This is a genomic window from Aquibaculum sediminis (assembly GCF_040712085.1).
Taxonomy (GTDB): Bacteria; Pseudomonadota; Alphaproteobacteria; order Kiloniellales; family DSM-21159; genus Aquibaculum; species Aquibaculum sediminis.
Genome location: NZ_JBFCVK010000003.1, coordinates 264,310 through 287,030 on the forward strand (window position 1 = coordinate 264,310; position 22,721 = coordinate 287,030).

Sequence of the window (22,721 nt, forward strand, 5' to 3'; positions counted from 1 at the left end):
CGCCTCAGGCCCTCCGCACGCCGCGATTGGCCATGGCCTCGAAACGCTGCTGCAGCAGCATGGAGACCACGGTGATCCCGAGGTACATGAGCGAGGCCACGAAGTAGAAGGTAAAGGGCAGCTTGGTGGCGCCCACGGCGATCTGCGTCTTGCGCATCAGCTCGTCGAGCTGGATGACCGAGATCAGCGCCGTTGCCTTGATCAGCACCATCCAGACATTGCCCAGGCCCGGCAGGGCAAAGCGCCAGACCTGCGGCAACACGATGCGCCGGAAGGTCAGACGCCGGCTCATGCCGCAGGCGCGCGCCGCCTCGATCTGCCCCGCCGGCACGGCAAGAAAGGCGCCGCGGAACACCTCGGTGGCAAAGGCGCCGTAGATGAAGCCCAGGGTCAGGACCCCCGACACGAACGGGTTCAGGTCAATGTAGACGGGGTAGCCCCAGCGCGCCGCCGTGTTCTGGATCAGCGTCGGCGTGCCGTAAAAGATCAGAAGGATGAGCAGCAGCTCGGGCACGCCGCGCACCACGGTCGTATAGGTCCCGGCCACACCCCGGGCGATCCGCGAAGCACCCAGCTTGGCCCAGGCGCCGAGCAGGCCGAGGAGGATGGCCATCAGCAGCGATGCCAAGCCAACCAGAAGGGTGAGCTGCAGCCCTTCCCAGAGCATCCAGCCGTAGCCGCGCAGGTCGGGCAGCATTCAGGCCCTCCCGCTGAACACGGTCGGTGAATGCTGTGGCTGCCGGCTCCACGAAAGCCGGGCCGCACCGGCTGCAAATGAAAACACGCCCACGGCCCGGCCTCGGGTCACTCAGTCGCCGTAGACGTCGAAGTCGAAGTACTTGGCGTTGATTTCCTGATAGGTGCCTTCCTCGCGGATCTCCTCAATTGCCGCGTTCAGCGCCTCGCGCAGGTCATCCTCGCCCTTGCGCACCGCGATGCCGATGCCTTCCCCGTGCCACTGCTCCTCGATGTAATCCGGGCCGACGAAGCTGTAGCCCTCGCCTTCCTCGGTCTCCAGGAAGCCTTCCAGCAGCACCACGGAATCCGCCATCACCAGATCGACACGGCCATTGACCAGATCGAGATTGGCTTCGTCCTGGGTGGCGTAGACCCGGATGTCCGCATCGCCGAAGTTGTCGCGCAGGAAGTTCTCGTGAACCGTGGCGCGCTGCACGCCGATCGCCATGTCGGACAGGGTGTCATTCGCCTCGGCGATCTCGCCGGGAATTTCGAGATCGCGGTCATCCGCCTTCACGAACTTCGCCGGCGTGGCGTAGTACTTGTCGGTGAAGTCCACCACCTCCTTGCGTTCCTCGGTGATCGACATGGAGGCGATGATGGCGTCGTAGCGCCGCGCCAGCAGGCCCGGAATGATGCCGTCCCAATCCTGCACCACGAATTCGCACTCGAAGTCCGCCGCATCGCAGAGCGCATTGGCGATATCGATGTCGAAGCCGACGAGGTTGCCTTCGGCGTCGATGTAGTTGAACGGCGGGTAGGCGCCCTCCGTGCCGATGCGCACCGTATGCTCGTCGGCCGCGGCCGACGCAGCAGCGAAGCCGAACGCCGCCGCCGCCAAACCCAGAACCAGTTTCTTCATTGTCCTACTCCCCCTTCTTGGACGTCTTCACGACGCCGTTGGTTGTTCGGCCGCCGCCATTGCGGGGGCCGTGGGACCATTGCGGTCCCGGCTCAAATGCGATGCCAGGAACTGCCGGCAGCGTTCGGATCGCGGCGATCCGAAGACCTGTTCCGGCGGACCCTGTTCCTCGATGCGACCCTGGTGGAGATAGATCACCTCGCTGGAAACCTCCCGCGCAAAGCCCATCTCGTGGGTAACGATGATCATGGTGCGGCCTTCCTCGGCCAGCTGGCGCATCACCCGCAGGACATCGCCCACCAGCTCCGGATCAAGCGCCGAGGTCGGCTCGTCGAACAGCATGACCTCCGGCTCCATCGCCAACGCCCGGGCGATGGCGGCGCGCTGCTGCTGGCCGCCCGACAGGTGCGCGGGATAGGCGCTCGCCTTATCCGCTATGCCAACCTTCTCCAGCAGGGCCATGGCCTGCTCGCTCACCTCGCGCTTGGGTTTGCCGAGTACGTGTACCGGCGCCTCGACGACATTCTGCAGCACGGTCATGTGGGTCCAGAGATTGAAGGACTGGAAGACCATGCCCAGGCGGCTGCGCATGCGGTCAACCTGGCGCCAGTTCGCCGGCCGCGACTGCCCGCGCCGATCCCGGGTCATCTCCAGCAGCTCACCACGCAGCCGAATGCGTCCGGAATCGGGGATTTCGAGGAGGTTGATGCAGCGCAGCAGTGTGGACTTGCCGGAGCCACTGGCGCCGATCAGAGCGATCACGTCCCCTTCCGCGGCGGAAAGCGACACGCCCTTCAGCACTTCCAGCGGACCGAAGGCCTTGTGAATGTCCTCGACGACCAACGCCGGCGCTGTCTGCGCCATCCCCCTAAGCCCCCTCGTCAATCCAGAGAGCAAGCTCCGCCTGCTCTGATGTCCGCGTTGCGTGCCGCTTGGCCTGCGCGCGGGCATCAGGCCGACGGTAGTCGCCAGGGACGGCCGGCGACAAGGGAAAAGCGAGCCGCTGCACGGCCTCCGCGCCCAGCCTATGAGCCATCGCCCAGGAGGCGCAGGCCTTCTTCCACGGCCTGGCGCCGACGGTCGTCTGCCGGAAGCTCTGCCACCAGAGGTTCGGCCCGCTCCAACGCCTCGAGAGCCGCATCGGTCTCACCCAGCACCAGCCGGGCCTGGACCAGCCGCAGCCACCCGTCGATGTCCTCGGGGTTCTGCTCCAAGCGGTCGGCCAGGCCTTGGACCATGGAGCGGATGAAGGCTTCGCGCTCCTCCGGGCTCATGTCCTCCACCGCGGCTTCCTGCTCCGCCATGGGACCGCCGCGCGGCTCGGGACCGGCCGGGATGCTCAGCTCCGCCAGCGGCAGCCCCAGGTCCTCCGCCGCCATGACGATCTGTTCGCGCAGCAGCGGGCGCCAGCCGGCATCGCGCGACGTGGTTTCCGCCAGCTCCAGCCAGAGATCCAGCGCCTCGCGCACCCGGCCACCCTGTTTCAGAGCGAGAGCGGTGTAGTAGCGCGCCCGCGGCTCCTGCGGATCGGCCTCCAGGGCAGCGGCAAAGGCTGCAGCAGCGCGGGGTGAGACGGTGCCGCCGGCCGCAGCGGTCAGGGCCTCGCCCAGGGCCGATTGCAGGTCCGCCTGTTCGGCGCCGCCGCGGGCCACGGCCTCCTGATAGGCCTCCGCCGCCGCCTCCCAGTCGCCCATCTCGGCGCGTGCGCGTCCCAGCAACTGCCAGCCACGCACATCATCGGGGTTTTCAGCCAGGCGGCGCTGCAGGTCGGCGACCATCTCGCGCATCTCTCCCTCGCGCTCCACCTCGGCGCTGCGCTCGGCCAGCGGCTGGCTCGGCAGATCGGGCTGACCGACGGAGAGATAGGTCGCCAGCACGCCCAGCGGCACCACGACGACCACCGCCAGGGCAGCCATTCGCGATGCGGTGCTGCGGCGCGGTGCAGCCCCGGCGGACTTGGTATTGCCGCCCTCGCGGCGTCGGTCAGCCGCCAGCAGCCGGCGCTGAACTTCCAGCCGCGCGGCGTCGGCCTCGCGTTCGGTCAGCACACCGCGGGCAAGATCGCGATCGATCTCCGACAGCTGGTCGCGATAGATGTGCAGGTCGTAGGCTTCACGGTCCTCCGGCGCCGCCTCCCCGGAGGCCTCCGCCGGCCGGCGCAGCAAGGGGTGCAGCAGAGCACCGACGCTCAGCGCCGTGAGCACGGCGGCCACCGCCCAGAAGAGCCAACTCATGTGGGCCCACCCTTTCCGGAGTCCTCATGCAGCAGCCGCTGCAGGCGCGTGCGTTCCTCATCGCTCAAGGCTGCCGGGCCGCCCTCGGCCCGACGGCGGCGGCGAACCACGGCCAGGGCCAGGCCGCCGCCGGCCAGGGCCAGGATCACCGCCGGCCCGAACCAGAGCAGCCAGGTCTCCGGGCGCATGGGCGGGCGGAAGAGCACATAGTCACCGTAGCGGGCCACGAGGTAGGCCTTGATCTCCTCGTCGCTGTCCCCGGCCTCCAGGCGCTCGCGCACCAGCACCCGCAGGTCCCGCGCAATGCCGGCCTGGGAGGAATCGATGGACTCGTTCTGGCAGACGACACAACGGATCTCGCGCTGCAGGGCCCGGGCCCGCTCCTCAAGTTCCGGATCCTCGAGCCGCAGCTCCTGAGCCAGCGCCGGCAGGGTGAAACAGAACAGCAGCAGGGTCAGCAGAAGCTTCACTGCAGCCGCTCCAGGATCGGCAGGATCAGTTCTTCCAACTCGACCGGATGGATCGGCCCCACGTGCCGGTAGCGGATGGTGCCCTCGCGGTCGACGACGAAGGTCTCGGGCACGCCAGAGATGCCCCACTCGATCCCCACACGCCCCTCCTCATCGGCGCCGATGCGCTCATAGGGGTTGCCCAGTTCCTCCAGCCATGACAGGGCTTCCTCCGGCTCGTCCTTGTAGTTGATCCCGAGAATGCGCACGCGGTCTTCGGCGGCCAGTTCCATGAACAGGGGATGCTCGGCGCGACAGGGCAGGCACCAGGAAGCGAAGACATTGACCAGGGTGACCTCACCATTGCCCAAATCCCCAGTGGAGAAGCCCGCCTGGTCGCCGCCAGTGATCGCCGGCAACTCGAAGGCCGGCGCCGGCTGGTCGATCAGCACGGACGGAATGGTCGAGGGATCACGGTCGGGATCGAGCCCGAGATAGAAGAAGTAGGCGCCAACGGCGAAGATCAGCAGCGGAAGAATGAAAAGCAGTCGTGCCAGCATGTCAGCCCCTTACTCCGCCGGCGCCGGCCGGACCGCTGCCTTGGCCGCCTTGCGCGGCGCGCCGACCCGCAGGCGACGGTCGCTGAGCGACACCAGCCCACCCAGGGCCATGAAGGCCGAACCGAACCAGATCCAGGGCACCAGCGGCTCGAGGTAGAGCCGCAGGGTCCAGGCGCCGCCGGGTTGCGGGTCGCCGATGACAGCATAGAGATCGTAGAGGCCGTTGGTGCGGATGGCGGCCTGGGTGGTGTGCATTTCCTGCACGGGATAGAAGCGGCGCTCCGGATAAAGCGTGCCGAGCTCTCGCCCGTCGCGCAGCAGGGTGAGCGGCGCGGTGTCGCTGAGATAGTTGGGGCCCTGGATGCGCTGGGTGCCGTCGAAGCGGAAGCTGTAGCCGCCGAGCGCCACCTCATCGCCCGGACGCACCACCCGCACCTCCTCCAGCTTCCAGGCCGAGGAGCCGATCATCCCGGCCATGGCCACGGCAAGCCCGGCGTGAGCAAGGCTCATGCCCCAGGCGGCGCGCGGCAGGCCGCGCGCCCGGCGCCAGGAATCCCCGGCGGGCACCCGGAAGAGGCGCAGGCGCTCAGCCAGTTCCCACAGCGTGCCGAGGAAGAGCCAGACCGCCAGCCCCATGGCCAGGGCGGCCAGAACCGGCCCGCCCTCCTGAATATACCAGGTGGCAGCCGCGGCCAGGACGGCGGCAAGCGCCACGAACTTGAGCCGCCCCAGCACCCCGGCCAGATCGGCGCGCTTCCAGGCCAGCATCGGCCCGATCGCCATCACCGCCACCAAAGGCAGCATGATCGGCAGGAAGGTGGCATTGAAGTAGGGCGGGCCCACCGAGAGGCGCCCACCTGCGAAGGCTTCGACGAAGAGCGGGTAGAAGGTGCCGAGCAACACCGTCGCCGTGGCCGTGGCCAGCAGCAGGTTGTTCAGCACCAGCCCGCCTTCCCGGCTGACCGGCGCGAAGAGGCCGCCCGCTTTCAGGCTGGGTGCCCGCCAGGCGAAGAGCGCCAGAGAGCCGCCGGCGGCGATCACGAGCAGCAGCAGAATGTAGAGACCGCGCGTGGGGTCGACGGCAAAGGCATGCACCGAGGTCAGCAAGCCCGAGCGCACCACGAAGGTCCCAAGCAGCGACAGGCAGAAGGTCAGGATGGCCAGGAGGATGGTCCAGACCTTCAAGGCGTCGCGCTTTTCCACCACGATGGCCGAGTGCAGCAGCGCCGTGCCCAGCAGCCAGGGCATGAAGGAGACGTTCTCCACCGGATCCCAGAACCACCAGCCGCCCCAACCCAGCTCGTAGTAAGCCCACCAGCTGCCCAGCGCGATCCCGCCGGTCAGGAAGGTCCAGGCCGCAAGCGTCCAGGGCCGGACCCAGCGCGCCCAGGCCGGATCGACCCGCCCCTCGAGCAGGGCGGCGATGGCGAAGGAGAAGGCGATGGAGAAGCCGACGTAGCCCAGGTAGAGCAGCGGCGGATGGAAGGCGAGGCCCGGGTCCTGCAGCAGCGGATTGAGGTCGTTGCCGTCCAGCGGCGCCGGCCAGACCCGCTCGAAGGGGTTGGAGGTGAAGAGCATGAAGGTGAAGAAGCCGATGGCGACCCAGGCCTGCACGCCCAGAACCCGCGCCTTCAGGCTGGGCGGCAGATTGTGCCCGAAGGCCGCCACCGCCGCTCCGAAGATGGTGAGGATCAGCACCCAGAGCAGCAGGGAACCCTCGTGGTTGCCCCACACGCCGGTGACCTTGTAGAGCATCGGCTTGGCCGAGTGCGAGTTCTGCACGACGTTCAGCACGGTGAAGTCGCTGACCACGTAGGCCCAGGTCAGTGCCGCGAAGGCCAGCACCGTCGCCGCGCACTGCAGGAGAGCGGCCGGGCGGGCCACTGCCATCCAGTCAGTACGGCCGCGCGCGGCCCCGAGCATGGGCAGGGTTCCCTGCACCAGCGCCACCAGCAGCGCCAGCACCAGGGCGAAGTGACCCAGTTCAGGAATCACCGCTCAGCCCCCGCTGCCCCGGGGCGGGCCTTCGCCGGATTCCGGGCGCCAGACCCCGGCGCGCTCCAGCGCATCGGCCACCTCGGAGGGCATGTAGTTCTCGTCGTGACGCGCCAGCACCTCTTCCGCCTGGAACAGCCCGCCATCGGTCATGCGACCTTGGGCCACCACGCCCTGCCCTTCGCGGAAGAGATCGGGCAGGATGCCGCGATAGGCGACCGGCACGCTTTCGGCAAAGTCCGTGACCCGGAAGGCCACGCTGCCCTCCCCGTCCCGCTCGAGCGAGCCCTCCTCCACGATGCCGCCGATGCGCAGCATGCGACCGGGCGGCGGTGCCTCGCTGTGCAGGTCGGACGGCGAGTAGAAAAAGAGCAGGTTGTCCTCGAAGGCGGTCAGCGCGAGCGCCGAGGCGGCCCCGAGGCACAGCAGCCCAAGGCCGACGACCATCATGCGGCGGCGCTTGCGGGTCATGCGCCCTCCCCCTTCTCGCTGCCGGTTCGCTGCCGGCGATGCGGCGCCAGGGCGCGCAGAGAGTCCAGTTCCCGCTCCCGCCGTTTCAATCCCTGGCGCGCGCCGAAGAACAACAGCCCAAGGACCAGGGCGGTCAGGGCATAGCTGCCCCAGACGTAGAGCGCATAGCCGCCCATGGCGAGGTAGCCGCTCATCAGCGTCCCTCCACGGCCAGGCGGCCCAGTGCACGCAGGCGCGCGGCGAGCAGCTCACTGCGCATGCGCAGGATCAGCACCACCACATAGAACAGCGTGAAGGCCAACGCCATGACCAGCAGCGGCCAGAGCATCGAGCTGTGGATCGCCGGCGTGCCGATCCGGCTGACGCTGGCCGGCTGATGCAGCGTGTTCCACCAGTCCACCGAGAACTTGATGATCGGCAGGTTGACCACACCCACAAGGGCCAGCACGGCCCCGGCCCGGCGGCCGCGCTCCTCGTTCTCGAAGGCGTTAGAGAGTGCCATGTAGCCCAGATAGAGGAAAAAGAGGATCAACACCGAGGTGAGCCGTGCGTCCCAGACCCACCAGGTGCCCCACATAGGCTTGCCCCAGAGGGAGCCGGTGGCCAGCGCCAGAAGAGTGAAGGCGGCGCCGATGGGCGCACTGGCCTGGGCTGCCACCCCGGCCAGGGGATGGCGCCAGATCAGCAGCGAGGCGCTGGCGAGCGCAAGATTGAGATAGACGAAAAGCGCCATCCAGGCCGCGGGTACGTGCACGTACATGATGCGTACGGACTGGCCCTGCTGATAGTCGGCAGGTGAGATAAACAGTGCTCCCACCAGCCCAATGGTCAGCGCAGCCAGCATGGCACCGAAACACCAGGGATAGATGCGGTTGGCAAAGCGCAAAAAGCGCCCCGGATTGGCGAGGCGGTGCAGATTGGCGCTTCTGGCGGTGGTGGTATCGGTCACTGCTTTTCAGCCGAAGTCCTGCAAGCGCGTGGCGGCAGCCGGCCCGATCGCAGGCTCCTCAGAGGAGCCGTCCGGGCCAACCGGGGATCGGGCTTCGCATTCGGGGCGTAAAATGGCCTGTTGTACCCCTCAGGTCCAGCCAAATGCCGCAGAAAAGGCCGCGTCATTCCGCCGCCTGACGCAACCCCGCCCCTCCGGCGACGGCGGCCACCGGCAGGGCGATCAGCAAGAGAGCACCCAGCAAGAGCAGGTGGGGACGCGCCGGCAGCCCCGCAAGCGTGGCATCCACCGCTGCGGTGCCGAAAATCAGCACCGGCACGGCAAGCGGCAGCACCAGCAGGGGCAGCAGCACGCCGCCGCGCCGCGCCCCGAGGCAGAGCGCGGCCCCGGTGGCGCCGAAGAGCGACAGCGCCGGCGTTCCCAGGAGCAGGCTGGCCAGGAGCACGAGATAGCCTTCCGGCGGCAGGGTGTAGAGCAGCCCCACCAGCGGCGCCGCCAGCACCAGCGGCAGCCCCGTGGTCAGCCAGTGGGCCGTGGCCTTGGCCAGCACCAGGGCTTCCGCCGGCAGAGGCGAGAGCAGCAGCAGGTCGAGGCTGCCGTCCTCCTGTTCCAGGGCAAAAAGTCGCTCAAGCGAGAGCAGCAGGGCCAGCAGCGCGGCGACCCAGACCACGCCCGGCCCGATGCGCAGCAGAAGGTTGGGCTCCGGGCCCAGGGCGAAGGGAAAGAGTGCTGCCACCAGCAGGAAGAAGGACAGGGCGAGGAAGAGATCGCCGCGCTGACGCCAGGCAAGCTGCAGATCGCGGGCGACGAGCGCAAACCAGGGGCTCATGCCAGCAGCGCCTCGGCGTCGGGGGCCTGGGGGCGATAGTGGGCCAGATCCAGGCGCTGCGCCCGGTCGGTCACGCCCGGCAGGGCTTGGTGCGTCGCCATGACGAGATTGCCGCCGGCCGCCCGATGCCGGGAGATGGCTGCCACCAGCGCCTTCTGGGACGCCGTGTCGAGGCCCACGGTCGGCTCGTCCAGCAGCCACAAAGGTCCGGGTGATACGGTCAGGCGCGCCAGCGCCAGCCGGCGGCGCTGCCCGGCCGAGAGCAGACGCCCGGGCCGCTCGGCCAGAACCTCCAGGGCGAAGGCTTTCAAGGCCTCCTCCACCAGACGGCCGGGCTGTGCATGTAGCTTCGTCCAGAAGGCCAGATCTTCGCGCGGGGTGAGCGGTGCCTTGATGGCATCCTGGTGCCCGAGATAGCGCGTGCGGGCGCGATGCAGGTCGGGATCCTTGGCCACGGGAACGCCCTGCCAGCGCAGCTCGCCAACGGCCGGCGGAATGTAGCCGGCCAGAAGCCGCAGCAGGCTCGACTTGCCCGAACCGTTGGGCCCGACGAGCAGCAACGCATCCCCGGGCTCTAGGGCAAAATCGAGCTGGGCAAAGACCGGCCAGCCACCCCGCAGGCAGCCGAGGTCATAGCCTTCGAACTGGCTCACGTCGGGCTCCTTGCTGCATTGGCCAGGAAACTCTGGCCGCGCGTCGGCGCCTGATAACAGATCAAAGGCCTGGGCCAAAGGGGGCGGACGCCCTTCGAGGGCAGCGCCGAGCAACTTGCAGCTGGGAAGGGAGAAGGCGCTGAAGAAAAAAGCGGCCGCCGGGGGTCGGAGCCGGCGGCCGCTCGAGCCGGTCTATGCTTGGGGGGCATTTCGAGGTCGACCGGCAAACCTCTGACAGAGAGGGGAAGTCTCCGTAGGATTAAAGCTAGGTCTCGATTGTGGTGCCCATTTGCTCCGAATAAGGCGGAATTGTGATTCCGGCAGCCAGTGCGTACGCCTGTGAGTGCGGGCATCACTTGCCGATGCAGAAATCGCGAAAGATGATGTCGAGCAGCGCCTCGACATCGACCCGACCCACAATGCGGCCCAGTGCGCGCAAGGCCAGGCGCAGATCCTCGGCAAAAAGCGCGGTTTCGCCCGCCTGCGCCGCCCGGGCCAGGGCCTCGGCACAGTCCGCCACCGCCGCACGCTGGCGCGCCCGCGTGAGCAGCGGCGCCTCGCCAGCATGCTCGAAACGAGCCTCCACGAGGGCCAGGAGGCGGCTTTCCAGTTCGGCCAGGCCGGCGCCGCTGCGCGCCGACAGCGACAGCGCGGGAATGCCGTCCAGGCTCTCCGGCAGTGTCCCTTTGACCAGATCGACCTTGTTCCAGAGCACCAGGCTGTCGCGATCGAGCAGCGCGAAGCTTGCCGGATCCGGTGCCGCGGCCTCGGCGGCGTCGAAAACCAGCAGCTTGATGTCGGCGGCTTCGGCCCGGGCCAGGCTGCGGCGGATCCCCTCGGCTTCCACCGGATCCAGCTTGCTTGTTTCCGGCGCAGCCCGCAGCCCGGCGGTATCGGCCAGCAGCAGCGGATAGCCGCCGAGATCCAGGGCCACCTCGACCACATCGCGGGTGGTGCCAGCCCGTTCTGAAACAATGGCGGCATCGCGCCGGGCCAGGGCATTGAGCAGGCTCGACTTGCCGGCATTGGGCGGGCCCAGCAGGGCGACGCGCAGCCCCTCGCGCAGTCGCTCGCCCGTCGGCGGTGCCTCCAACAGCGCGACCAGCTCGCGCCGCAACGCCTCGGCATCACGCGCGGCCTCCGGCAGCAGGTCGTCCGGCAGTTCTTCGTCGGCGAAATCGATGGCCGCTTCCACCCGGGCCAGGATGCGGGTCAGACGCTCCGACCAGTCGGCCACCGCCCGTCCCAGCAGCCCCTCCGCCTGCGCCAGGGCCTGGCGGCGCTGGGCTTCGGTATCGGCGTCGATGAGATCGGCCAGGCCTTCCACCGCCGCCAGGTCGAGCCGGCCGTTGTCGAAGGCGCGGCGGGTGAACTCGCCCGCCTCTGCCGGCCGCAATCCTGGCATGGCGGACAGAGCCTCAAGCAGGACAGCGAGAACGGCACGGCCGCCGTGGACCTGAAACTCCGCCATATCCTCGCCGGTGAAGGAACCCGGCGCCGGAAACCAGAGAACCAGGCCATGATCGATCACGCGCCCGTCGCCGGGGTGGCGCAGCGCCCGCAGGCTCGCCCGGCGCGCTTCCGGCAAGGCACCGGCCAGCGCGCGGACGGCAGTCGCCGTGGCGGGTCCTGAGCAGCGGACCACCGCCACACCGGCGCGCCCCTGCCCGCTCGACAGCGCAAAGAGCGTCTCCTCAGCGCTCACGGCACTTCACAGAGGTGGTGCAGCAGGAAACTGACCGCGGGAGAGAGGCGCGATCACTCCCCGCTCTTGCCGCTCTTGCCACCCTTCCCGCCGCCACCGCCCCCCGTGGCGGCCGTAGCCATCTGGTTCCAGAAGTTCTTCTGCAACTCTTCCCATCCCTGCAACGAGGCCGGCAGCCAGGTCTTGAGCAGCGTTTCCGGCTCGCTGGCTTGCAGGGCCTTGCGCATGCGCTGCTGGATTTCCTCCATCAAGGCCTCCTGCATCGGCGCCACGTCCGGCAGACCGAGAAAGGAGCGGGCCTCTTGGGCGGTGCAGTCGATATCGATGGTGATCTTCATGACCAGATGCCTCCCGGGCTTGAGAGCGGGCGGTGCCGCCCCTCATATAACCTTCTAGCGATCCGTCGGCAAAGCCCGGCGACCCAATCACCAGCCGCCGAAGGGATGTCGCCATGAGCCGCAACCGCCTCGCATGGGAAAGCAGCCCCTATCTACAGCAGCACGCCGACAACCCTGTGGACTGGTATCCCTGGGGCGAGGAGGCCCTGGCGCTGGCCCGCAAGGAGAACAAACCGATCCTGCTCTCGGTGGGCTATGCCGCCTGCCACTGGTGCCACGTCATGGCGCACGAAAGCTTCGAGAACCCCGAGATCGCGGCGCTGATGAATGCCCACTTCGTCAACATCAAGCTCGATCGCGAGGAACGGCCGGACCTCGACCATCTCTACCAGCAGGCCCTCGCGCTGCTTGGGGAGCAAGGGGGCTGGCCCCTGACGATGTTTCTCACGCCCAGCGCCGCGCCCTTCTGGGGCGGAACCTATTTCCCGCGCGAGCCGCGCTATGGTCGGCCGGGCTTCGCCCAGGTGCTGAACGCCGTCTCCGAGGCCTTTCACCAAAGACCGGAGGCCGTGGGCCAGAACGTCGAGGCGCTCACCGAGGCGCTGGAGCGCCTGGCGCAGCCCGAAGGCGGGTCCGCGATCACCGCCGAGCAGCGCATGGCGCAGGCCCGGCGGCTGCTGCGCGAGATCGACCCCTTTGAAGGCGGCTTCGGTCGGGCGCCCAAGTTTCCCCAGCCGATGATCCTCAAGCTGCTCTGGTACGCCTGGCATGCCAGCGGCGACCCGGCCTTCCGCCAGGCCGTGGAACTCTCCTTGCGCAAGATGAGCCAGGGCGGGATCTACGATCACTTGGGCGGCGGCTTTGCCCGCTACAGCACGGACAATCGCTGGCTGGTGCCACACTTCGAGAAGATGCTCTACGACAATGCGCAGCTGCTCGACCTGCTGAACTGGGCCTGGCAGGCCGGCAAGGATCCGCTGTTCGAGCAGCGGGCCAAGGAGACCGTGGACTGGATTTTCCGGGAGATGCGCGCCGAAGACCGGCCCGGCGGGGTGCCCAGCGGCGGCTTCGCCGCCAGCCTCGATGCCGACAGTGAGGGGGAAGAGGGCCGTTTCTACGTCTGGAGCGAGGCGGAGATCGACGTCCTGCTCGGCGAGAAGGCGGCCTTATTCAAGGATCACTACGATGTGAGCGCCGCTGGAAACTGGGAGGGCAAGGTCATCCTCAACCGTTCGCACCGCCCCGACCTGCTGGATCCGGCCGGGGAAGCGGTGCTGGCCGAATGCCGCGCGCGCCTGTTCGAGGCACGCGAAGGCCGGCCGCGGCCGGCCTGGGACGACAAGGTGCTTGCGGACTGGAACGGCCTGACCATAGCCGCGTTGGCCCGTGTGGCCGGCCCCTTCCAGCAGCCGGAATGGCTGCAGGCGGCGCAAGAAGCCTTCGACTTCGTGGTGAGCGAAATGGATGAAGGCGGACGGCTGTTTCATGCCTGGCGCCACGGACAGCGCAAGCATGCGGCCACCCTGGACGACTATGCCCAGATGGCCGAAGCCGCCCTGGCACTGGAAGAGGCCACCGGCCAGGCCCGCTATCGCGAGCAAGCGCTGGTCTGGGTCGAGACGGCGCTGGCCCACTTCTGGGATGAGGAAAGGGGAGGCTTCTTCCTCACCGCCGACGATGCGCGCGATCTCGTCGTGCGGCCGAAGCATGCCCAGGACAACGCGACCCCGGCAGGCAACGGCACGATGGCCGCGGTGCTGGCGCGTCTCTGGCACCTGTCGGGCGAGCCGCGCTGGCGCGAGGCGGCCGAGCACAGCCTTGCCGCCTTCTCCGGCGAGATGGAACGCAGCCTCTTCGCCTTTCCCGGCATCATCCTGTCCAGCGCGCTGCTGGAGGACGCGCTTCAGCTGGTCATTGTCGGCCGGCGCGATGCCGAGGATACGCATGTCCTGATCCAGGCTGCCCAGTGCGGTCGCCCCGACCTGGTGCTCCAGGTGGTGGACGACACCAGCGCCCTGCCCGCCGGACATCCGGCGGCCGGAAAGGACGCGCTTGCCGGCCAGGCCACGGCCTTTCTCTGTCGCGGGGTCACCTGTTCGCTGCCCATGACGGAGGCGCACGCCCTGACCCGGGCGCTGGCTGAATCGGCGACAGAACCCGAGGCCGGCGGATGACAGCGCGCCGCTGCTGCAGCTAGACTTCGATCCGAAACACCACCTGCGTTCCTCCACCTCGAAAGCCGCGGCGCGCGGGAAGGATATAACCCAATGACGACAGGAGGGTCATGACCATGCCCGAATTGACGATCCAGGCGCCGGACGGCGGCAGCTTCTCGTCCTACCTCGCCCTGCCCGCCCAGACACCCGCGCCCGCGATCCTGGTGATCCAGGAGATCTTCGGCGTGAACCAGGTGATGCGCGACACCTGCGACTGGCTGGCGCGCGAAGGCTACGTCGCCTGCTGCCCCGACATCTTCTGGCGCATCGAACCCGGTATCGACATCACCGACAAGACGGACGAGGAGTGGAAGCGGGCCTTCGAGCTCTTCCAGGCCTTCGATGTGGACAACGGCATCGAGGACCTGAAAGCCACCCTGGCCGCGCTGCGCAGCCACGAAGCCAGCACCGGCAAGGTCGGATCGGTGGGCTACTGCCTGGGCGGCAAACTTGCCTACCTGATGGCGACGCGCAGCGATGTGGACGCCAGCGTCGGCTATTACGGCGTGGGGCTGGACGAGCTCATGGGCGAAGCCGGCAAGATTTCCAAGCCGCTGATGCTGCACATTCCCACTGAGGACGGCTTCGTGCCCAAGGAGGCCCAGGCGAAGGTGCACGCCACCCTGGATGACAACCCGCAGGTCACCCTGCACGACTATCAGGGCAACGACCACGCCTTCGCCCGCGAGGGCGGGCAGCACTACGACCCCAAGGCTGCAGAGCAGGCGAACCGCCGCAGCCTCGACTTCTTCAAACAGCACCTCTCATAAGGAGCCGCCAATCCATGTCCAAAGCCATTGTCATCCACGAGTTCGGCGGCGCCGACGTCCTGAAGTGGGAAGATTTCCCCGTCGGTGAGCCGGGTCCCGGGGAGGCCCGGGTCAAGCACACCGCGGTGGGGCTCAACTACATCGACGTCTATCACCGCACCGGCCTTTATCCGCTGCAGCTGCCCCACCCCATCGGCATGGAAGGTGCCGGGGTCGTGGAGGCCGTGGGCGAGGGTGTGAACGAGGTTGCTCCCGGCGACCGCGTGGCCTATGCGGCCAACCCGCCGGGCTCCTATTCCGAAGCACGCCTGATCCCCGCGCACCGCCTGGTGAAGCTGCCCGATGCCATCGACGACCGGACGGCCGCGGGCATGATGCTCCAGGGCATGACGGTACAGTATCTGGTCCGTCGTACCTACCAGGTGCAGCCGGGCGAAACTGTGCTCTGGCATGCCGCAGCCGGTGGCGTCGGGCTGATCGCCTGCCAGTGGCTCTCCTCCATGGGCGTCACAGTCATCGGCACGGTGGGCAGCGACGAGAAGGCCGCGCTGGCTAAGGCCCATGGCTGCACCCACACCGTCAACTACCAGACCGAAAACTTCGTCGAGCGCGTCAAGGAGATCACCGACGGCAAGGGCGTGCCGGTGGTCTACGATTCCGTGGGCAAGGACACCTGGGAGGGCTCGCTCGACTGCCTGCAGCCCCTGGGCCTGATGGTGAGCTTCGGCAATGCCTCCGGCGCGGTGCCGCCCTTCAACGTCACCTCGCTGGCGCCCAAGGGCTCGCTCTACGTCACCCGGCCGACGCTGATGACCTACACCGCCAAGCGCGAGGACCTCGTGGCCAGCGCTACGGAGCTCTTCGACATGGTCGGTACCGGCAAGGTCAAGATCGAGATCAACCAGACCTACCCGCTGTCGGAAACGGCCCAGGCCCACCGCGACCTGGAAGCGCGGAAAACCACGGGTTCGACGTTGTTGCTACCCTGAACTCAGTCACATCATCCTAAACAAACAGGATGAAGACGCAGAACTGAAAAACCCGCCGGGATGTATCTCCCGGCGGGTTTTCGTCGTTTTGGCGCTTGCCCCTACTGATTCATCGAAGCGAAGAAATCGGCGTTGGTCTTGCTTTGCTTGAGCTTGTCGGTGAGGAACTCCATGGAGTCCACCACGCCCATCGGCATGAGGATTCGGCGCAGGACCCACATCTTCGACAGCGTCGCCTTGTCGACCAGCAGCTCCTCCTTGCGGGTGCCGGATTTGCCGATGTCGATGGCCGGGAAGGTACGCTTGTCGGCGAGCTTGCGGTCCAGGACAATTTCCGAGTTACCGGTGCCCTTGAACTCCTCGAAGATCACCTCGTCCATGCGGCTGCCGGTATCGATCAGCGCCGTGCCGATGATGGTGAGGCTGCCGCCCTCCTCGATGTTGCGTGCGGCACCGAAGAAGCGCTTGGGACGCTGCAGCGCATTGGCGTCGACACCACCTGTCAGCACCTTGCCGGACGAGGGCACGACGGTGTTGTACGCGCGTGCAAGGCGGGTGATGGAATCCAGCAGGATCACCACGTCCTTCTTGTGCTCGACGAGGCGCTTGGCCTTCTCGATCACCATCTCGGCGACCTGCACGTGGCGCTGGGCCGGCTCGTCGAACGTGGAGGAGACCACCTCACCGATCACGGAGCGGTCCATGTCGGTGACCTCTTCCGGCCGCTCGTCGATCAGCAGCACGATGAGGTAGACGTCCGGGTGGTTCTTGGCGATGGAGCGCGCCAGGTTCTGCAGGATCATGGTCTTGCCGGTGCGCGGTGGCGCCACGATCAAGGCGCGCTGTCCCTTGCCCAGAGGTGCTGTCAGGTCGATGACGCGGCTGGTCTGATCGCGGATCGTCGGATCCTCGACTTCGAGCTGCAGGCGCTCATCCGGGTAGAGCGGCGTCAGGTTGTCGAAGTTGATGCGATGCCGCGTGGCTTCCGGCGGGTCGAAGTTGATGGTGTTGACCTTGAGGAGGGCGAAATAGCGCTCGCCGTCCTTGGGCGAGCGGATCTGCCCCTCCACCGTATCGCCGGTGCGCAGGCCGAAGCGCCGCACCTGGCTTGGGCTGACGTAGATGTCGTCCGGTCCCGGGAGATAGTTCGCTTCCGGGCTGCGCAGGAAACCGAAGCCGTCAGGCAAAACCTCGAGCACGCCGCCGCCGAAGATTGCGATATCGTTCTCGGCGAGCTGCTTGAGGATCGCGAACATCATGTCCTGCTTGCGCAGCGTGCTGGCGTTCTCGATCTCAAGCTCCTCGGCGTAGGCGAGGAGGTCGGCCGGAGATTTGGCTTTGAGTTCTGCGAGATTCATTGAGGTGCTCTGACAGCGGCTGAGGGATTGGCTGAAAGACCGGCGTGATGGCCGGTGAATAACGTCGGGAAGCGGGAAGCCGGGCTACGGCGAGCGCTTGGTCGGCGGCTGCGACCCTTGGCCCCGCGACCTTGTTCAGGTCGAGCTACCCGTAAAGGTGGGAAACGGAAAAGGCCCCGGCAAGAGCCGGGCTGATTTCTAGGTAGCCTTTTCCTGCGGCGCGCGTCAAGGACAGTTGAGCGCTCGGAGTCAGAAAGGCTTGGCCACCGCCAGCAGCACGATCGCGACCAGCAACAACGCCGGCATTTCGTTCATCCAGCGATAAAAGCGCGCAGACCGGCGATTGCGGTCGGCTGCGAATTCCTTGCGGCAACGGGCGAAGAAGCCGTGCAGGCCGAACATCCCCAGCAACAACAGAAACTTGGCGTGCAGCCAGCCCTGGGCCAGCACCCCGGGGACCAGCAGCAACAGCAAGCCGAAGAGGAGCGAGGCGATCATGGCCGGGGTCATGATTCCGCGCAGCAGGCGGCGCTCCATAATCTTGAATGTCTCGCTCATGTCGGAGCCCGGCGGGGCATCGACGTGATAGACGAAAAGCCGCGGCAGGTAGAGCATCGCCGCCATCCAGGCGATGATCGACATCACGTGCAGGGCCTTGATCCAGGGATAAAGTGTGCTCAGAAGGGTCATGGTCACCTTGTTCGGGTCGCCAGCGGGGTCATCGGCTCACTTTCTCCAGCCTATAACCAACCTGCGAGCTCCTGTTCAACCAGGCCCTGGAGCAGATCGAGGCCGCCGGGGCTGTCGTTGAGGCAGGGAAGATAGGCGAAATCGCTACCCCCACCTTCGAGAAAGCTTTCCTTGAGGCCGATCGCCAACTCCTCGAGGGTTTCCAGGCAGTCGGCAGCAAAACCCGGACTGACGATGGCCAGCCGCTTGACCCCTTCGCCGGCCAAAGCGGCCACAGTGGCATCGGCGTAGGGCTGCAGCCACTCCTTGGGGCCGAAACGCGACTGGAAGACCACCTGGAAGCGCTCTTCCGGCCAGTCGAGCCATTCGCGCAGCAGGCGCCCGGTCTTCTGGCAGTGGCAGTGGTAGGGATCGCCCTTGGCCAGGGTCTCCCGGGGCATGCCGTGGAAGGAGACCAGCAGGCGCTCCGGCTCCCACGCCAGCGTCTCCAGCGATGCCTGCATCGATCGGCCGAGCGCCTCGATGTAGCGCGGGTCGTCGTAGTAGGGCGCGCCGACCCGCAGAGATGGCTGCCAGCGCTGGCGCATGGCCCAGCGGAAGGCCTCGTCGCAGGCCGTGGCGGTGGTGGCCGCGCTGTACTGCGGATAGAGCGGTAGGAGCAGAATACGCTCACAGCCGCGCTCCTGCAGTGCCTGTAGCTTCGCGGGGATAGAGGGCTGGCCATAGCGCATGGCCCAGTCGACGACCAGGTCGGGATGGGTTTCGGCGAAACGCGCGGCCACGCCTTCTGCCTGGCGCCGGGTGATGGCGCGCAGGGGCGACTCGTTGCGCTCCTTGTCCCAGATCGAGGCATAGGCCTCACCGGATTTCGTCGGACGCCGGGACAGGACGATCCCCTGCAGGATGGGCTGCCACAGGAGCGGCGAGAGTTCCACGACACGCCGGTCGCTGAGGAACTGCGAGAGGTAGCGCCGCACGGACCAGTAGTCCGTGGCCTCGGGCGTGCCCAGGTTGATCAGCAGCACACCCACGCGCCGCGGTGCCAGAGTCGGATGATCATCCGGCAACGCGCGCGGTGCTCGAACCGGAAAATCCCTGGGCATCGCGGTGTTCCCCTTGGCTAAGCCGGCGTCGGACGCTGCGCGCGGACCCGCTCCACCAGCCGGGCAACATGCTCCGGCGGGGTGTGCTTGTCGATGCCATGGCCAAGATTGAAGATAAAGCGTCCCTCGCCAAGTTGCTCCAGGATGCGATCCACCGCCGCGTCCTGTGCCTCGCCACCCACCAGCAGCAGCGCGGGATCGAGATTGCCCTGCACGGCCACCTTCGGCTGCAGGTGGCGCGCCGCCCAGTCCAGCGGCACCGTGGTGTCGAGCGAAAGCGCATCGGCGCCCACCTCTTCGGCCACGGCGGCGTAGAGCGGCCCGGCGCCGCGCGGGAAGACGATGATCGGCACCTGCGGGTGCGCCGCCTTCACACGACGGACGATCTCGCGCTGTGGCGCCAGGCACCAGCGCCGGAACTCCGGCTCCGGCCAGACGCCCGACCAGGAATCGAAGAGCTGCAGGGCCTCGGCTCCCGCTTCCACCTGGGCGATGAGATAGCCGGCCGTGGCCTCCACCAACAGGCCGATCAGGCGGGCGAAGCCCTCGGGATCGCCGTAGGCCCAGCGCTTGGCCTTGAGAAAGTCGCGGCTCGATCCACCCTCGATCATGTAGCTGGCAACGGTCCAGGGCGCCCCGGCAAAACCGATCAGCGTGGTTTCCGCCGGCAGGGACTTTTGCAGAAGGCCCAGGGTCGCAAACACCGGCTGCAGGCGCTCCTCGATGCGCCCGGGGTCGAGCGAAACCAGGTCCCCCGCGCCCTGCAAGGGTTCCAGGCGCGGTCCCCTGCCCTCCTCGAACCAGAGCTTCTGGCCCAGCGCATGAGGGATGACCAGGATGTCCGAGAAGAGGATCGCGGCGTCGAAACCAAAGCGCCGGATCGGCTGCAAGGTGACCTCGCAGGCCAGTTCCGGATTGTAGCACAGATCGAGAAAGCTGCCGGCCTCCGCCCGCAAGGCACGGTACTCCGGCAGGTAGCGACCGGCCTGGCGCATGAGCCAGATCGGGGGCGGCTGCAGGCTCTCGCCGCGCAGCACGCGCAGCAGGCGCTTCTCGTCAGCGGCGGGAAAGGATGCGTCCATGATGGCGTTCGGGATCTGTGGGGCCGGCGGCTTTTTGCTCATGCCCCCTCTTACCCTGAGTCAGGGTTAAAAATAAGAGTAGGTTTTTGTTGTAGTAGAGCGGTGAGTCCTGGGGATGGCACGGCCATGCCCAGATTCATGCCCAGGATGGGCCACGGCGTGCCGGATGACCGTGATCTCTTAATATTCCGTGGGACCAATCATCCAAAACCGCAGAAAGCCCGCCGCTTGCGTCGGCCTGTGAATTGGGGGGATAACTGGGGCAGGGATCATCGACGCGCAGAGTTATCCCCAGGTCTGTACAAGTCCATCCCGAGGTGGACAGGGCCTGTGCGCCAGCGCGTGCAGCGGGGACGGAATCCACCGGGCGGTGGACAACCGGTCGCAACACAGAAGTTATCCACTGCAGGGTGGGGAAAGGGTGAAGGCTGAGCGTGAACGAGGGTAACGACACCGTGCATCAGCACCATCTGCACCTGATTTCCGACGCCACCGGAGAAACGGTGAATTCCGTGGCGCGGGCCTGTCTGGTGCAGTTCGACGCCATCGAACCCATCGAGCACATCTGGACCCTGGTGCGCACCCGCGGCCAGCTCGACAAGGCGATCGCAGCGATCGAGGCCAACCCGGGGCCGGTGCTCTACACCATGGTGGACGATAGCCTGCGTGGGACGCTGATCGATGCCTGCCACCGCCTGAATGTAGCGGCCGTGGACATTCTCGACCCGGTCATGCACGCCCTGGCAGGCCACTTCCGGCTTGCCGGCAGCCGACGACCCGGGCGCCAGCACACGCTAGACTCGGTCTACTTCGACCGCATCGAGGCCATGGACTTCGCCATTGCCCACGACGACGGCCAGGGTGTCGACAGGCTGGAGCATGCGGATGTGGTGCTGGTGGGCGTTTCGCGCACCTCCAAGACCCCGACCTGCATCTATCTCGCGCAGCGCGGCGTGCGTGCCGCCAATGTGCCGATCGTTCCCAACCTCCCGCTGCCCCAGGCGCTCTTCCGCACGCGAGCACCGCTGATCGTCGGCCTGACCAAGGATCCGGCGCGCCTGGTGGACGTGCGCCGCACGCGCTTGCGGGCCATGGGAGAGCGCAACGAGGCAGGCAGCTACGCCGATCTTGAGACCGTGGCTGCGGAAGTGCAGCAGGCACGCCGGCTCTGTGCGCAGCGTGGCTGGCCGGTGATCGATGTCACCCGGCGCTCCATCGAGGAAACGGCAGCGGCGATCCTCACCCTGCTGCAGGAGCATCGCAAGGCGGCTGCGCAATGACGGGCCTGCAGCAGGCTGACGCAGCGCCGGTGGTACTGGCCTCGGCAAGCGAGGCGAGGCGCAGGTTGCTGGCTGATGCCGGCTTGACCGTGGAAGCGCTGGCCGCACCGGTCGACGAGGCCGAGGTCAAGGCTTCCCTGGCTGCCGAAGGCGCCTCGGCGGCACAGGCCGCCGAAACCCTGGCCGAATTGAAGGCTCTGGCGATCTCGCGGCGTCGTCCTGGGGCACTGGTGATTGGCGCCGATCAGATGCTGGCCTGCGAGGGGCGCTGGTTCGACAAGCCGGAAAGCCTCGAGGCTGCGGCCGAGCAACTGCGGGCTCTCTGCGGACGGCGACACAGCCTGTTCAGCGGCGTGTGCCTGCTGCGTGACGACCAGCGCCTCTGGCACCATACCGCCGAGGTGCGGCTGACGATGCGGCCCTTCTCGGAAGATTTCCTGCAGGCCTATCTGCAGGCAGCGGGGCCGGCCGTGTTGAGCTCGGTCGGGGCGTATCACTTGGAGGGCTTGGGCGCGCAGCTCTTCCAGCGGGTCGAGGGGGATTATTTCAGTGTGCTCGGGCTGCCGCTGCTGCCGCTGCTCGACATTCTGCGGGCGCAGGGAGTGCTCCTGTCATGAGCATCAGCGGTGCGGCACGCCTCGCCGGGGTACTGGGCTGGCCGGTGGCGCATTCTCGCTCGCCGCAGCTGCACGGCCACTGGCTGGCGCACTATGGCATCGACGGGGCCTATGTGCCGCTCGCCGTGCGCCCGGAAGACCTGGAGACGGCAGTGCGCGGACTGGTGGCGCTGGGTTTTCGCGGTGCCAATGTCACCATCCCACACAAGGAAGCGGTGCTGGCGCTTTGCGACAGTCTCTCACCACGCGCCGAGCGGATCGGTGCGGTGAACACGCTGCTGTTCGGCGCGGAGGGCATTGCCGGCGACAACACCGACGGTTTCGGTTTCCTGGCCAACCTGCGCCAGGAGGCACCGGACTGGCAGGCGTCGGCCGGTCCGGCCGTTGTACTGGGTGCCGGCGGCGCGGCGCGCGCCATCCTCGTGGCTTTGCTGGATGCGGGCGTGCCGGCCGTGCGCCTGCTCAACCGCACGCGGGCGCGGGCCGAGACCTTGGCGGCGGAGCTGGGCGGCGCCATCGAGGTGGTCGACTGGGAAGCGCGGCACGCCGCGCTGGATGGCGCCAATCTGCTGGCGAACACCACGGCGCTGGGCATGACCGGCAAGGCGCCGCTGGAGCTCGAACTGACGCAGCTCCCCTCGGCAGCCCTGGTCACCGATATCGTCTATGCGCCGCTGGAAACACCCCTCCTGGAGGAGGCCAAACGGCGGGGGAACCGCACTGTGGATGGTCTGGGCATGCTGTTGCATCAGGCGCGGCCGGGGTTCCAGTCCTGGTTCGGGGTGGAACCGGAGGTCACCCCTGCCTTGCGCCAGGCGGTGCTGGAGGCCTGA

24 protein-coding genes are annotated in these 22,721 nt (G+C 67.4%); 6 read left to right on the forward strand and 18 right to left on the reverse strand.

All coding sequences use genetic code 11. The annotated features are described in order from the left end of the window. Window positions 1-4 precede the first annotated feature (4 nt). From ABZ720_RS06355 to ABZ720_RS06420, 14 genes are all read right to left on the reverse strand, one after another. A complete protein-coding gene (locus ABZ720_RS06355; protein ID WP_366554668.1) occupies window positions 5-697 on the reverse strand; it encodes an ABC transporter permease in 693 nt (230 codons plus the stop codon). Window positions 698-808: 111 nt separating this feature from the next. Further along, complete coding sequence (locus tag ABZ720_RS06360) at window positions 809-1,600, reverse strand: ABC transporter substrate-binding protein (protein WP_366554669.1); 792 nt, start codon at window positions 1,598-1,600, stop codon at window positions 809-811. Between the two features lie 27 nt (window positions 1,601-1,627). Continuing rightward, entirely contained in the window at window positions 1,628-2,464 is an 837-nt protein-coding gene (locus ABZ720_RS06365) for an ABC transporter ATP-binding protein (RefSeq protein ID WP_366554670.1), read from the reverse strand. A gap of 161 nt (window positions 2,465-2,625) precedes the next feature. Then, the gene (gene ccmI / locus ABZ720_RS06370) at window positions 2,626-3,834 is read right to left on the reverse strand and encodes a c-type cytochrome biogenesis protein CcmI (RefSeq protein WP_366554671.1); all 1,209 of its coding nucleotides are present in this window, start codon (window positions 3,832-3,834) and stop codon (window positions 2,626-2,628) included. Next, window positions 3,831-4,304: a cytochrome c-type biogenesis protein gene (locus ABZ720_RS06375; protein WP_366554672.1), complete on the reverse strand. Its 474-nt coding sequence runs from the start codon at window positions 4,302-4,304 to the stop codon at window positions 3,831-3,833. The genes ccmI and ABZ720_RS06375 overlap by 4 nt, the downstream gene beginning before the upstream one ends. Next, window positions 4,301-4,843, reverse strand: coding sequence for a DsbE family thiol:disulfide interchange protein (locus tag ABZ720_RS06380; RefSeq protein ID WP_366554673.1), 543 nt, complete (start codon window positions 4,841-4,843; stop codon window positions 4,301-4,303). Before ABZ720_RS06380 ends, ABZ720_RS06375 begins: the two co-directional genes overlap by 4 nt. Before the next feature lie 9 nt (window positions 4,844-4,852). Then, window positions 4,853-6,838 carry a heme lyase CcmF/NrfE family subunit gene (locus ABZ720_RS06385; RefSeq protein WP_366554674.1) on the reverse strand — a complete coding sequence of 662 codons (1,986 nt, stop codon included), beginning with the start codon at window positions 6,836-6,838 and terminating at the stop codon, window positions 4,853-4,855. Window positions 6,839-6,841: 3 nt separating this feature from the next. Continuing rightward, complete coding sequence (gene ccmE / locus ABZ720_RS06390) at window positions 6,842-7,309, reverse strand: cytochrome c maturation protein CcmE (protein WP_366554675.1); 468 nt, start codon at window positions 7,307-7,309, stop codon at window positions 6,842-6,844. After that, a complete protein-coding gene (gene ccmD, locus ABZ720_RS06395) occupies window positions 7,306-7,503 on the reverse strand; it encodes a heme exporter protein CcmD (protein ID WP_366554676.1) in 198 nt (65 codons plus the stop codon). Before ccmD ends, ccmE begins: the two co-directional genes overlap by 4 nt. Next, a complete protein-coding gene (locus ABZ720_RS06400; protein ID WP_366554831.1) occupies window positions 7,503-8,225 on the reverse strand; it encodes a heme ABC transporter permease in 723 nt (240 codons plus the stop codon). Before ABZ720_RS06400 ends, ccmD begins: the two co-directional genes overlap by 1 nt. Window positions 8,226-8,421: 196 nt before the next feature. Further along, window positions 8,422-9,087 (reverse strand): heme exporter protein CcmB, encoded by a 666-nt coding sequence (gene ccmB, locus ABZ720_RS06405; protein ID WP_366554677.1) that lies wholly within the window; start codon window positions 9,085-9,087, stop codon window positions 8,422-8,424. Further along, window positions 9,084-9,740, reverse strand: coding sequence for a heme ABC exporter ATP-binding protein CcmA (gene ccmA / locus ABZ720_RS06410; RefSeq protein WP_366554678.1), 657 nt, complete (start codon window positions 9,738-9,740; stop codon window positions 9,084-9,086). The genes ccmB and ccmA overlap by 4 nt, the downstream gene beginning before the upstream one ends. Window positions 9,741-10,092: 352 nt before the next feature. Further along, the gene (gene mnmE / locus ABZ720_RS06415; protein WP_366554679.1) at window positions 10,093-11,445 is read right to left on the reverse strand and encodes a tRNA uridine-5-carboxymethylaminomethyl(34) synthesis GTPase MnmE; all 1,353 of its coding nucleotides are present in this window, start codon (window positions 11,443-11,445) and stop codon (window positions 10,093-10,095) included. 53 nt (window positions 11,446-11,498) lie between these two features. Then, complete coding sequence (locus ABZ720_RS06420; RefSeq protein ID WP_366554680.1) at window positions 11,499-11,783, reverse strand: DUF6489 family protein; 285 nt, start codon at window positions 11,781-11,783, stop codon at window positions 11,499-11,501. 113 nt (window positions 11,784-11,896) lie between these two features. Here ABZ720_RS06420 and ABZ720_RS06425 point away from each other — a divergent pair, with 113 nt between their 5' ends. From ABZ720_RS06425 to ABZ720_RS06435, 3 genes are all read left to right on the forward strand, one after another. Further along, window positions 11,897-13,957, forward strand: coding sequence for a thioredoxin domain-containing protein (locus tag ABZ720_RS06425; RefSeq protein ID WP_366554681.1), 2,061 nt, complete (start codon window positions 11,897-11,899; stop codon window positions 13,955-13,957). Window positions 13,958-14,067: 110 nt separating this feature from the next. Next, window positions 14,068-14,769, forward strand: a complete 702-nt coding sequence (locus ABZ720_RS06430; RefSeq protein WP_366554682.1) for a dienelactone hydrolase family protein — start codon at window positions 14,068-14,070, stop codon at window positions 14,767-14,769. A gap of 14 nt (window positions 14,770-14,783) precedes the next feature. Beyond that, window positions 14,784-15,758, forward strand: a complete 975-nt coding sequence (locus tag ABZ720_RS06435; protein WP_366554683.1) for a quinone oxidoreductase family protein — start codon at window positions 14,784-14,786, stop codon at window positions 15,756-15,758. Window positions 15,759-15,859: 101 nt separating this feature from the next. Here the strand turns inward: ABZ720_RS06435 and rho are convergent, their stop codons facing one another. The 4 genes from rho to hemE form a co-directional block, all read right to left on the reverse strand. Next, window positions 15,860-17,116 (reverse strand): transcription termination factor Rho, encoded by a 1,257-nt coding sequence (rho, locus tag ABZ720_RS06440; RefSeq protein WP_366554684.1) that lies wholly within the window; start codon window positions 17,114-17,116, stop codon window positions 15,860-15,862. Between the two features lie 249 nt (window positions 17,117-17,365). Next, window positions 17,366-17,806, reverse strand: a complete 441-nt coding sequence (gene hemJ, locus ABZ720_RS06445; RefSeq protein ID WP_366554685.1) for a protoporphyrinogen oxidase HemJ — start codon at window positions 17,804-17,806, stop codon at window positions 17,366-17,368. A gap of 50 nt (window positions 17,807-17,856) precedes the next feature. Next, window positions 17,857-18,909, reverse strand: a complete 1,053-nt coding sequence (gene hemH / locus ABZ720_RS06450; RefSeq protein WP_366554686.1) for a ferrochelatase — start codon at window positions 18,907-18,909, stop codon at window positions 17,857-17,859. Between the two features lie 17 nt (window positions 18,910-18,926). Further along, on the reverse strand, window positions 18,927-19,991 hold the full coding sequence (gene hemE / locus ABZ720_RS06455) for a uroporphyrinogen decarboxylase (RefSeq protein ID WP_366554832.1): 1,065 nt from the start codon (window positions 19,989-19,991) through the stop codon (window positions 18,927-18,929). A gap of 434 nt (window positions 19,992-20,425) precedes the next feature. Between hemE and ABZ720_RS06460 the strand changes: the two genes are divergently transcribed. From ABZ720_RS06460 to ABZ720_RS06470, 3 genes are read left to right on the forward strand one after another with little or no spacing between them, the layout of a single operon-like run. Beyond that, window positions 20,426-21,271, forward strand: a complete 846-nt coding sequence (locus ABZ720_RS06460) for a pyruvate, water dikinase regulatory protein (protein ID WP_366554687.1) — start codon at window positions 20,426-20,428, stop codon at window positions 21,269-21,271. Continuing rightward, window positions 21,268-21,888 (forward strand): Maf family protein, encoded by a 621-nt coding sequence (locus ABZ720_RS06465; protein WP_366554688.1) that lies wholly within the window; start codon window positions 21,268-21,270, stop codon window positions 21,886-21,888. The genes ABZ720_RS06460 and ABZ720_RS06465 overlap by 4 nt, the downstream gene beginning before the upstream one ends. Further along, entirely contained in the window at window positions 21,885-22,721 is an 837-nt protein-coding gene (locus tag ABZ720_RS06470) for a shikimate dehydrogenase (RefSeq protein WP_366554689.1), read from the forward strand. Before ABZ720_RS06465 ends, ABZ720_RS06470 begins: the two co-directional genes overlap by 4 nt.

What these genes read in the sequence shown, in the direction of transcription:
- ABZ720_RS06355 (WP_366554668.1), bottom strand. Translation starts at nt 697, where the DNA reads ATGCTGCCCGACCTGCGCGGCTACGGCTGGATGCTCTGGGAAGGGCTG.
- ABZ720_RS06360 (WP_366554669.1), bottom strand. Translation starts at nt 1,600, where the DNA reads ATGAAGAAACTGGTTCTGGGTTTGGCGGCGGCGGCGTTCGGCTTCGCT.
- ABZ720_RS06365 (WP_366554670.1), bottom strand. Translation starts at nt 2,464, where the DNA reads ATGGCGCAGACAGCGCCGGCGTTGGTCGTCGAGGACATTCACAAGGCC.
- ccmI (WP_366554671.1), bottom strand. Translation starts at nt 3,834, where the DNA reads ATGAGTTGGCTCTTCTGGGCGGTGGCCGCCGTGCTCACGGCGCTGAGC.
- ABZ720_RS06380 (WP_366554673.1), bottom strand. Translation starts at nt 4,843, where the DNA reads ATGCTGGCACGACTGCTTTTCATTCTTCCGCTGCTGATCTTCGCCGTT.
- ccmE (WP_366554675.1), bottom strand. Translation starts at nt 7,309, where the DNA reads ATGACCCGCAAGCGCCGCCGCATGATGGTCGTCGGCCTTGGGCTGCTG.
- ccmD (WP_366554676.1), bottom strand. Translation starts at nt 7,503, where the DNA reads ATGAGCGGCTACCTCGCCATGGGCGGCTATGCGCTCTACGTCTGGGGC.
- ccmB (WP_366554677.1), bottom strand. Translation starts at nt 9,087, where the DNA reads ATGAGCCCCTGGTTTGCGCTCGTCGCCCGCGATCTGCAGCTTGCCTGG.
- ABZ720_RS06420 (WP_366554680.1), bottom strand. Translation starts at nt 11,783, where the DNA reads ATGAAGATCACCATCGATATCGACTGCACCGCCCAAGAGGCCCGCTCC.
- ABZ720_RS06425 (WP_366554681.1), top strand. Translation starts at nt 11,897, where the DNA reads ATGAGCCGCAACCGCCTCGCATGGGAAAGCAGCCCCTATCTACAGCAG.
- ABZ720_RS06430 (WP_366554682.1), top strand. Translation starts at nt 14,068, where the DNA reads ATGACCATGCCCGAATTGACGATCCAGGCGCCGGACGGCGGCAGCTTC.
- ABZ720_RS06435 (WP_366554683.1), top strand. Translation starts at nt 14,784, where the DNA reads ATGTCCAAAGCCATTGTCATCCACGAGTTCGGCGGCGCCGACGTCCTG.
- rho (WP_366554684.1), bottom strand. Translation starts at nt 17,116, where the DNA reads ATGAATCTCGCAGAACTCAAAGCCAAATCTCCGGCCGACCTCCTCGCC.
- hemJ (WP_366554685.1), bottom strand. Translation starts at nt 17,806, where the DNA reads ATGACCCTTCTGAGCACACTTTATCCCTGGATCAAGGCCCTGCACGTG.
- hemH (WP_366554686.1), bottom strand. Translation starts at nt 18,909, where the DNA reads ATGCCCAGGGATTTTCCGGTTCGAGCACCGCGCGCGTTGCCGGATGAT.
- hemE (WP_366554832.1), bottom strand. Translation starts at nt 19,991, where the DNA reads ATGGACGCATCCTTTCCCGCCGCTGACGAGAAGCGCCTGCTGCGCGTG.
- ABZ720_RS06465 (WP_366554688.1), top strand. Translation starts at nt 21,268, where the DNA reads ATGACGGGCCTGCAGCAGGCTGACGCAGCGCCGGTGGTACTGGCCTCG.
- ABZ720_RS06470 (WP_366554689.1), top strand. Translation starts at nt 21,885, where the DNA reads ATGAGCATCAGCGGTGCGGCACGCCTCGCCGGGGTACTGGGCTGGCCG.